The following is a 1,835-nucleotide window of genomic DNA, read 5'->3' on the forward strand; positions in this document are numbered from 1 at the left end:
CGCCCGGACCGCGATCAGACGGCAGGCCCGGCGCGGCGTGCTGGAAGGCAGCCGGCAGGGGCGGCGCAGCTCCTACCGGCTCACCCCGGCCGCCGCCGGCTTCCTGTCCATCGGAGGCAGCGCGATCGTCTCGCCCGTCGTGGCCGAACCGTGGGACGAGCGCTGGACCGTGCTCGCCTTCTCCCTGCCGCGCGACCAGGCGGCACAGCGGCGCGGGCTCCGCGCGCAACTGCGCTGGATGGGCTTCGCCCCGCTGTACGACGGCCTCTGGGTCTCCCCGCGCCGGTTCACCGGGAAGGCCCGGGAGCAGCTCGCCGCGTTCGGTGCCACCATGACCGTCTTCCAGGGCCGGCACCTCGACCTGGCGGCCGAGGCCGGCCGCTCACCCCTCGACGCGTGGGACACCGCGGCCATCGCCGGCCGGTACGAATCCTTCATCGCGACGTGGCGGCCGGTACTTCCGCGTCTGAAGGCCGGGCGGATCAGCGGGTCCGAGGCGGTCCGGGCCCGTACCGAGATCATGGACACCTATCGCCGGCTGCCCATCCTCGACCCCGGGCTGCCCAGCCGGCTGCTCCCGCCGGGATGGCTGCGCGAGCCCGCCCGCGACCTGTTCGTCGCCATCTACGACGGGCTCGCGCCCAATGCCCAGGACCACGTACGCGCGGTTGCCGCGGGCTGCACCGGCGAACCGCTCAGCGGCATCCGCGCCCACACCGTCGCCGAGCTGGCCGCCGGCCTGCCGGCGTGATGTTCGGACGCCTTGATCAGAGCGTCTCGGTGCCGACCGGTCCGGTGTCGGCCGGTGCGCCGCTCTCGCCGCCCTTCCACGGGCAGTCGTCCTGCGCTGCCACACCGGCGGCGCCGTCTCCCCGGGGTGCGGCCGGGCTCACCTCGGCCACGGCCGGCGCCGACGACTCGACGGGCTCCGCGGCCAGGGCAGAGCCACCCAATCCCGCCGCGACGACTGCGGCGCCGCCCGCGACGGTCAGTCCGATCACTGTTCTGATGCGCATGTGCCTGACTCCTGACTGGTCGGTGGTGGGACTACCACCAGGAGATCAGCCAGGCCCGAAAAGCCGGCGAAGAACCGGTGGTGGTGTGCGCAAGACTGGGGGCGGTCCTGATACGGAGGAGATGCCATGCCGGCCGCCCTGATCACCGCACGTTCCCGGTCCGACGTCGCGACGACGGTGCGGCACCTGACCGCCGCCCTGCAGCGACGCGGCATCACGCTGTTCGCCACCATCGATCACGGGGCCGGAGCCCGGGGCGTGGGCCTGGAGCTGCCCGACGAGGTCGTGCTGGTGTTCGGCAACCCTGCCGCCGGCACGCCGCTGATGCGGGCCGATCCGCGCGCCGGCCTCGACCTGCCGTTGCGCATCCTGGTGTGGTCCGGCGACGACGGAACGCAGGTCGCGTTCCGGGACCCGCAGACCATGGCCGAGGACTTCGGGCTGGCGGGACAGGCCGGGACGCTGGCCGGACTCCGCGGTGTGCTGGACGCCCTGGTGGCCGAGGTCAGCGGCTGACGCCGACCGGTGGACCGCGCCGCACGTGGCGGCCGGTCAGTGCAGCGTCCGGAACGGGGCGAGCGTCGCCCGGATCTGCTCGGCCGCGCCCCAGTCGTCGTCGAACTGGGCCAGCACGGCCAGGTGCTGCCGCAACTGGATGATCGGCATCCGGGCCGGCCAGTCGCTGTCGAGGGAGGTCAGTTCGGCGTACCGGGCGAAGAACCGCCCGGCCTCGGGCGGCGGCGAGGTCGACCACACGTGGGCGAGGTCGACCTCGGCCCACAGGTAGGACACCGCCGGGTCGATCAGCGCGGGCCGGCC

4 protein-coding genes are annotated in these 1,835 nt (G+C 74.1%); 2 read left to right on the forward strand and 2 right to left on the reverse strand.

The window, feature by feature from the left end:
• Positions 1 to 751: PaaX family transcriptional regulator C-terminal domain-containing protein (locus AB0C29_RS46485; RefSeq protein WP_360834527.1), on the forward strand; the 751-nt coding region annotated here is incomplete at its 5' end.
• 16 nt (positions 752 to 767) lie between these two features.
• On the opposite strand, the gene AB0C29_RS46490 is transcribed toward AB0C29_RS46485, so the two are convergent.
• Positions 768 to 1,016 (reverse strand): hypothetical protein, encoded by a 249-nt coding sequence (locus AB0C29_RS46490; RefSeq protein WP_360834529.1) that lies wholly within the window; start codon positions 1,014 to 1,016, stop codon positions 768 to 770.
• Positions 1,017 to 1,142: 126 nt separating this feature from the next.
• Between AB0C29_RS46490 and AB0C29_RS46495 the strand changes: the two genes are divergently transcribed.
• Positions 1,143 to 1,532: a DUF302 domain-containing protein gene (locus AB0C29_RS46495; RefSeq protein WP_360834531.1), complete on the forward strand. Its 390-nt coding sequence runs from the start codon at positions 1,143 to 1,145 to the stop codon at positions 1,530 to 1,532.
• A gap of 36 nt (positions 1,533 to 1,568) precedes the next feature.
• Here AB0C29_RS46495 and AB0C29_RS46500 read toward each other — a convergent pair.
• Positions 1,569 to 1,835: fructosamine kinase family protein (locus AB0C29_RS46500; RefSeq protein ID WP_360834533.1), on the reverse strand; the 267-nt coding region annotated here is incomplete at its 5' end.

Source organism: Actinoplanes sp. NPDC048791 (assembly GCF_040650095.1).
In the GTDB taxonomy this organism is placed as follows: domain Bacteria; phylum Actinomycetota; class Actinomycetes; order Mycobacteriales; family Micromonosporaceae; genus Actinoplanes.